This is a genomic window from Mycobacterium sp., from assembly GCF_049281135.1.
Taxonomy (GTDB): domain Bacteria; phylum Actinomycetota; class Actinomycetes; order Mycobacteriales; family Mycobacteriaceae; genus Mycobacterium.
Genome location: NZ_JBAPRN010000797.1, coordinates 1 through 7,244 on the forward strand (window position 1 = coordinate 1; position 7,244 = coordinate 7,244).

The 7,244-nt window shown below is 65.8% G+C and carries 7 protein-coding genes; 2 read left to right on the top strand and 5 right to left on the bottom strand.

The annotated features are described in order from the left end of the window. Positions 1-478, bottom strand: a 478-nt coding sequence (locus WAN02_RS31565) for a class I SAM-dependent methyltransferase (protein WP_422269292.1), incomplete at its 3' end; no start/stop codon positions are given. A 46-nt stretch (positions 479-524) separates the two neighbouring features. Here WAN02_RS31565 and WAN02_RS31570 point away from each other — a divergent pair. Then, entirely contained in the window at positions 525-1,250 is a 726-nt protein-coding gene (locus WAN02_RS31570) for a TVP38/TMEM64 family protein (RefSeq protein WP_422269293.1), read from the top strand. A gap of 11 nt (positions 1,251-1,261) precedes the next feature. On the opposite strand, the gene WAN02_RS31575 is transcribed toward WAN02_RS31570, so the two are convergent. From WAN02_RS31575 to WAN02_RS31585, 3 genes are all read right to left on the bottom strand, one after another. Further along, positions 1,262-2,578: a serine hydrolase domain-containing protein gene (locus WAN02_RS31575; RefSeq protein WP_422269298.1), complete on the bottom strand. Its 1,317-nt coding sequence runs from the start codon at positions 2,576-2,578 to the stop codon at positions 1,262-1,264. A gap of 136 nt (positions 2,579-2,714) precedes the next feature. Beyond that, positions 2,715-4,034 (bottom strand): lipase family protein, encoded by a 1,320-nt coding sequence (locus WAN02_RS31580; protein ID WP_422269294.1) that lies wholly within the window; start codon positions 4,032-4,034, stop codon positions 2,715-2,717. After that, a complete protein-coding gene (locus WAN02_RS31585; RefSeq protein WP_422269295.1) occupies positions 4,031-5,731 on the bottom strand; it encodes a patatin-like phospholipase family protein in 1,701 nt (566 codons plus the stop codon). Before WAN02_RS31585 ends, WAN02_RS31580 begins: the two co-directional genes overlap by 4 nt. Before the next feature lie 70 nt (positions 5,732-5,801). On the opposite strand from WAN02_RS31585, the gene WAN02_RS31590 reads away from it, so the two are divergent. Then, a complete protein-coding gene (locus tag WAN02_RS31590) occupies positions 5,802-6,668 on the top strand; it encodes an alpha/beta hydrolase family esterase (protein ID WP_422269296.1) in 867 nt (288 codons plus the stop codon). Positions 6,669-6,730: 62 nt separating this feature from the next. Here WAN02_RS31590 and WAN02_RS31595 read toward each other — a convergent pair. Then, a partial coding sequence (locus WAN02_RS31595) for an anhydro-N-acetylmuramic acid kinase (protein WP_422269297.1) occupies positions 6,731-7,244 on the bottom strand: 514 nt, incomplete at its 5' end.

Sequence of the window (7,244 nt, forward strand, 5' to 3'; positions counted from 1 at the left end):
CCGCGACGCCGACCCTGTTGCAGCTCGGCTCGAAACCGTGCTCGTGCAACGTCGAGACTTTGAAGTCCAACACCCGGGGCTGATCGAGCTCGTAGACCGTTACCCTGTAGGGCCACGGCAGTCGCCAGGACCGCGCGTCGAGGCCGGCCGCCAGGATCACCGCCTGCTGGATGCCCGCGTTGGCAGCGTCGAGGAAGAACGTGTCGAAGAATTTGGTCCGCGAAGCGAAATAGCCGACCATCGACTTCATTCGCACCGGCAGCGCGGGTTCGGCCGCGACAACCTCGGCGGGCAGCTCCGGAGCGCCGAACCAGTCCCACTCACCCGCGCCGGCGGTGTCGAGGAAAACCCGCGCGAACGGATCGCTGATCAGCGGACGGTCGCTCTCGGTTTCGGCCGCGCGCGCCGCGGCCACACCCAGCGCCGTCGCGCCCACACTTTCGGTGATTTCCCAGCTGTCGTCATCGGTTCTCGCCACGGCCTGACCCTACGTGAGCCGGTGATACGGAAGAATCACGGTCACCATGACCGCCGCCCCCACCTCCCGCCGGCCGCACATCATCCGGCTTGCCGTGTTCGTGGCGTTCCTGGTGGTGCTGTTCTATCTGTTGGCCGTCAAGCACGTGGTGAATATCGAGGACGTGCGGCGCTGGGTCAATGCGACGGGACCGCTGGCGCCTTTCGCGTACATCGTGCTGTCGGCCGTTCTCGGCGCGATCTTCGTACCGGGCCCGATCCTGGCCGCGAGCAGCGGGCTGCTGTTCGGTCCGCTGCTGGGCGTGTTCGTGACGCTGGGTGCGACGGTGGGGACGGCGGTGGTGGCGGCCTTCCTCGGCCGTCGCGCCGGTCGCGAGAGCGCGCGAGCTCTGCTGGGCACCGATCGCGCTGATCGTCTCGACGCTTTGATCCAACGCCGCGGGTTGTGGGCGGTGGTCGGTCAGCGCTTCATCCCCGGACTGTCGGACGCGTTAGCCTCATATGCCTTTGGGGCTTTCGGAGTTCCGTTGTGGCAGATGGCTGTTGGCGCGTTCATCGGGTCGGTGCCGCGAGCATTCGTCTACACCGCGCTGGGAGCATCGATCGGAAACAAGTCGCCGGTGTTGGCGTACGCGGCGGTCGGCGTGTGGTGCGCGACGGCGGTGGTCGGAGCTTTCGCCGCGCGGCAGGGCTTCCGGAAGTGGCGCGGACACGGCGAGCCGGACGAGTCGACAGCCGGCGAGGATTCGGTGCCCGATGTGCCCGCCTCGTAGCGAATTTCAATTTAGAGGCGCAGTGCCTGGGCTGCCGCCGTAGCCACGTCACCTCGCAGCCTCGAGAGAGGTGGACTGCCTCGCACAAGGATCGAGTTCGCCAGCAGAATGACGTAGGTATCTGAGCCTGGGTCCAGCCAAAGCGAAGTGCCGGTAAAGCCGGTGGCGCCAAAGCTACCGATGGGGAAGATCAAGCCTCGCGGCTTGGAATAGTCCGTATCGATATCCCAGCCAAAGCCGAACAGCCACTGTCCCGCGATCGCCGGATAGTTGGGAGCCAGCAGCGGATCTGTTGGGTTTGGTGTCTTCGCAATGGCTTCTCGGGCAGCATCGTTCGCTGCTTCGACCTGTCCTGCCTTATGGCCGGGCTGCTGAGGAGTCGTCATCAACGCCAGAGTCGCTTGCTGCAGTGGAAACGTGCTGGGGCGGTTCGCAAGCCGATCGAGCAGGGCCTGCGCAAAGATGCTGACATCGTGCGCCGTCGAGAACACACCGGCGTCCCCGCTTACTCCCCCCATGCGGCGCGCCGTCGGGTCATGCACGGTGCCTCGAAGAAGGTAACCAAAATCGGGATTCTTGCCCGGGTCGGCTCTGCTTTCCTCATCAATGGCCGTTGGCGCGACGCGCGGCAACAGACTGGTGCTCCAGGTACCGGCAGGACAGGCGACCAACTCATGTGGTCCACGAGCCCAGCCAATCGCGGCTCCTCTGAGCGTGTGGGGGCCACATGCCTTGGCGGGAGGAAGGTAGCGGGTTTCTTCCATGCCAAGCGGCGCAGAGACATTCTGCTGCACGTAAACGTCTTCGGGCTCGCCGGTGAGTTGTTCGATCAGCGCGCCAAGCAGGATGTAGTTGATGTCGGAGTAGCGGAAATCCTCACCGGGACCGGACTGCAACGGCGCGGTGAGCGCACGATGGACGCCTTCTGTTTTGTCGGCTGCGGCCAGGCCCCACGGATCGCCGAGACTTACGTCCATCCCTTCGCCTGAAGTATGGGTAAGCAGCATGCGAACGGTGACTTGTGCACGCTGTGGATCGTTCGCCGAATTGAAGTCAGGCAAATACGTCTGCACAGGATCATCGAAGGCAACCTTGCCGTGTTCGTACAGCTGCATGACGGCAGTCGCCGTTGCCAGGGGTTTCGTCAGCGACGCGATGTCGAAGATCGTGTCTTCGGTCATCGGCTCGGCAGGTGCGGGCGATCCGTCCAACCCGGGCTCGCCGGCAAGCGTGCGCGTGCCATACGCCTCGTGGAAGACGGCCCTGCCGCCATGTCCGATCACAACCACACCGCCGGGCAGCTTCTCGGCCGCGATCGCGTCGTTCATCAGCGTGGAGATCGGTGCGAATTCGGTTGCGGCGGGCTGTATTCCCTTGTGGCTCACTGTATACCTGGCCGAGGCCGCCGCCACGAGCATCAGCACGGCGATTCCAACAGCGATGGTTGTCCGCACGGCGCCGGCTTCAGGTAGCAGAGCTGGGTGCGGGCGGATCCGGAATCGGCGCGAGTGAGTTGCCTTCCGGGATCGACGAACAGTTCTGCGGAGCCGGCAGGCCGGCGAAACGCTGTTTGATCCAAGCGGTCGAGTTGTGCAACCAGATGGGGACGCTCCAGATGTGACTGAGCGCGGCGTACTCCTCGTAGTAGACGGTTACGCCCTTCGCGCAGTAGTCGCGCGCGAGCGTGCGCACATCGCCGGCAATCATGACTCCGTCGCCGGCGCCGATGTCCTTCTTGTTTCCCGGGGTGCCCTCGAGCTCGCCGTTGGCACCCTGACCGATGAACAGTGGGATTGTCGGCGTACCGCCAGTACCCATGATCAGCTTGTTGGCGCAGCGGACGTAGAGCGGCAGGTCCTCCGGAGTCGGGTAATCGGGACTGACCAGATCCCGCCACTTCAGACCGGGGTACTGACCCAGCACGTTGATGATCGACGCGGTCTGCATTTGGTGAAAAACTCTCGCGCCGTTGGGGCTCAGGTATTGCGCCAGCTCGGTCTCGATCTCGAATCCGCGCGCGATCCCGACGAGCGCCATCGCCATGACGCCGGCCCAGAACCCGGTCCCCTCGACGTAGTGCAGATTGTGCGCCGGGTCGACCAGCACGCCACCGATGGCCGCACCGATCAGGTGCTCGTTGGCGTCGGGTGCGTAGGCGGGGGCCAGCTCGGCGGCCCACTCGGTGGCGATGGCACCGCCGGAATATCCTAGCATCGCGACCTTCGCGTTGTTCGGGACGGTCGACGAGTTGATCGCGGCGCGAATCGAATCGAGCGTGTTCATTCCATACTCGGGCCCCGCCGCGAAGTCGGCCCGCTGTCCCTCGGTGTCGGGAACAATAACCGTGTATCCGTGGGCGATGAACGGGCCGAAGACCGCCGCTTCAACGTCGGGGATGACGCCGCCGAGCCTCAGTCCACCCCAAATCGCATAGGACGGCTCGTCGTTGCGGTTGAGCGAGTCGTAGGCGGACTGATACGAGATCACCCTGGTCGCGTCGAACTGGAACGGAGGCTTGATGATCGAGGTGACATTGACGGTCGGCTTGCCGGTCTGGCTGGTCGACCGGTAGAGCAGCTGGGTGGTCTCGAGCAACGTCGGGAAGCCAAACAGGTGGTAATGAAAGCGGCGAGTGTTCAACACCTTTCCCGGTGCGATGCTATCCAGCGGCGTGGAGCCGGTGTAGGAGTAGAACGGATCATCGTGCGGCTGCAGCGATGCCACGGCAATGCCGGGTACGCCACTGCGGCCCGGATACGAACCCGGTTGCGGTGGTGTGGTCATATCTTCCCCCTAGCGGTCGGCACAATATTGCGGCGCCACCGCGCCATGCGGCTCGTCGGCACCTGAATCGCCGCCATGACAGCGCTCATCGGAGACGCCACCGATTTCGGCGGTGTCTTCGGCTTGGCCACCGGCGGGCTGTCGCCTTCCCACCACGTCGGCTGCAACAACGCCGTCGTCACCGGGATCGCGCGATCGACGCTGTTGTGCCCCCACCGGCTCGCACGATCGATGGACACAGCGGACGGCGCCAGATTCACCGGCGACAATGTCGGCCCGAATCGGACGAGATGGTCGGCGTACGGCAGGTTGCGTACCATCTGCAGCTGAATTGCCTGGGTGATCGGCACCAACCAGAGGTTGCGCGGATCCCATTGCGGGTGAAAGCAATCGAACGCCAGATAGCAGGCATTACGCGTGCCGAGCCTGCCGTCGCGGACCCGTTTCCATGCCAGCTCGATCGGGACGTTGCTGGCCGTACCGCCGTCGACGAGGGCAGCGATGTCTTCCTGTTCGAAGAGGTCGTCGAGGAGCGGGACCATCCGAGGGTCCGTCGTTTCATGATGCAGCACACCGGGAATCGCCGCCGAGAACGACGCGGCATCGACGACGTCGAAGTCGCGGGCCGAAACGTCGGCACCGATGACAATGGGCTTGACGACCCGTAAGTCGATGAAGGCGGCCACTTGCCACATCCGGGTGCCGACGACCGGGCCGATGCCGATCGGGCGAAACGGCACCGACCGCATCTGCAGTGCGGCCAATGCGGGACGGCGGAACCGCGACGGCAACGACGTGTACGGCTGCCTGCGCACGCCGCCGACCACGATATCGAACGGAATCGCCAAGTCCGACATGCACATTCGCTGTCCGTCTTCGCGGCTGAGCATGGCGTGGGCGAACTGGTCGAAGCGCAACGCGAACATGCCGGCCAGGCCGTGGCGGCGGCGCAGCCGTTCGGGCCCCAGGATGGCGCGGTAGGACACGGTTTTCGCCCAGGCGACGTACTCCTCGATCGGCACCGGCAACTCGCGGCTGACCAGGCTGCCCAGAATCGACCCGATCGACGCACCCATCATGTAGTCGGGCACCTGGCCGGCCTCCAGCAGCCGCTGCATGCCGCCGATGTAGACGAAACCCGCACCACCGCCGCCGCCGAGCACCGTGACCAGCTTCTTGTACCCGATTTCGGCGTCTAATTCATCTGCGCTGAAGTCGTTTCCGTGCCGTTCGATGAGCACGTGCCGTTGGTCGTCCTGGTCGGCGGCCAGACCTCCCAACGCGTCCCGTGCTGTTTGCAGCGCCGTGATTGGGTCCGGTTCCTCGCGCAGCGGTCCGTAGAGCGTATCGGCGACCCGGGATCGCCACGGCGCGATTTCGGCACCGACCGAGACGTCGCCGCGCCCGCGGCTGCCGCCCGGGCCCGCCGCACCCGGTTCGAAGTCGGCGAGCCTGGCGAAGTTGAGGATGTAGCGCAGCTTGCGCAGCTCCTCGGCGCTCAACACCTCGGGCTCGGCGAGTTGATGGCGGATCAGCCGGTTCTCCATCCGCTGCAACAGCAGGGCCGGCTCGGCCGACGGCAGATCATTGGCGTCGACGGATTCGGCCGCCTCGTCTTCGATCTCCTCGAGAAGTTCGAGCCCGGCGTCGCGGCGGCCCAGGCGGCTGAGCAGCGCGTCGGCGAGCGGGATCTGCATGAGGATCAACCTACTCAGGCTGCCGAGACAGTCCGTGCCGTGTCGGGCGCTTCACCAGTACCTTTGAGGCATGCTCGTTCGGGTTGCCGCGCTCCTGGGTGTGCTGCTGGTGCTGTCGGGGTGTTCTGGTGGACACGCATCGGTGCCGGACGGCACCAGTGTGCACACCATCGCGTTCGGCGGGTTGGACCGCACCTACCGGCTGCACAAACCGCCCGGGCTGACGGCGGCGGCCCCGCTGGTGGTCATGCTGCACGGGGCGACCGGCACCGGCCAGCAAGCCGAAAACTCCTATGGCTGGGATCAATTGGCCGATTCGGCGAAGTTCGTCGTCGCTTATCCCGACGGTATCGGGCGGAGCTGGAACGGGCACGGCTGCTGCGCCAAGGCCATGCGGGACAATATCGACGACGTCGGCTTCATCACCGCGATGGTCGGGCAGATCAGCGCCGACCAGCCGATCGACAAGTCGCGCGTTTATGCCGCCGGGATCAGCAACGGCGGCATCATGAGCTACGCGCTGGCCTGCAACACGAGCATCTTCGCGGCCATCGGTCCGGACTCCGCGACCATGCTCGATCCCTGCCCCGCGCCGCACCCGACGTCGGTGATCCACATCCACGGCACCGCCGACAAGCTGGTGCCCTATCACGGTGGGAACGCCGCGAGCGCCGTCAACGGGCCACCGGTCCCTGACGTCAACGCGTTCTGGCTCAAGGCCGATCAGTGCGGCGCAGCAAATGTCACGACCAACCCACCGCTCACCACATCGACCGCCGCCTGCGCCGACAAGCGCAGCGTCGAACTGATCACCATCGACGGCGGCAAACACCAGTGGCCCGGCGGCACAACATTTCTGGAGAAGCGCGACCCCACGTCGGACGCGCTGAACGCCACCCAGACCATCTGGCAGTTCTTCGCGGCGCACCCCGCATGAGGTCGGGGCGCCGCTGTGCTCAACGGCATCCCGTCGATATCGCTCCCGCGGGCTGACGGGCTTCACGCCGTTCGGATCAGCAGGCCGGTGGGCGGGCCGGCAGGCGCCGGGAGCGCGAGCGGCGCATCACCGGGAGAGATGCGTCCGAGCACGCGCGGTCCGGTGAGCAGCGGCACCTGGTACCAGGCGAGGAAGCCGATCAGCGCCATCAAGTAGGCCTCCTTGGCCTGCGCGGGCAGGCCGTGCTCGTCGCTGATCGTGATCGGGAGGCGGCGCTCGAGCGCGGCGAGCAGCATCGGGTTGCGGACGCCACCTCCGGACGCAACGACCTCGGCGGGCCCGTACGGCGCGAGCGCGTCGGCGACGGTGATCGCGGTTAGCTCCGTTAGCGTTGCCAGCAGATCCTCGGGCCCGAGATTGGGCAAGTCGCCCAGCCGGAAGTGTTCGCGGCCAGTCGATTTCGGCGGCGCGAGCGCATAGTAGGGATCGTCGAGCAGACGTTGCAGGAGCGCTGCATCCGGCGTGCCGCGGGCAGCGAGCCGACCCCCCTCGTCGCTTGGCCGCTCGGTCGTGCGG

Coding starts and splice junctions, on each gene's coding strand:
- WAN02_RS31590 (WP_422269296.1), top strand. CDS start 5,802: ATGCTCGTTCGGGTTGCCGCGCTCCTGGGTGTGCTGCTGGTGCTGTCG.
- WAN02_RS31580 (WP_422269294.1), bottom strand. CDS start 4,034: ATGACCACACCACCGCAACCGGGTTCGTATCCGGGCCGCAGTGGCGTA.
- WAN02_RS31585 (WP_422269295.1), bottom strand. CDS start 5,731: ATGCAGATCCCGCTCGCCGACGCGCTGCTCAGCCGCCTGGGCCGCCGC.
- WAN02_RS31570 (WP_422269293.1), top strand. CDS start 525: ATGACCGCCGCCCCCACCTCCCGCCGGCCGCACATCATCCGGCTTGCC.
- WAN02_RS31575 (WP_422269298.1), bottom strand. CDS start 2,578: ATGAACGACGCGATCGCGGCCGAGAAGCTGCCCGGCGGTGTGGTTGTG.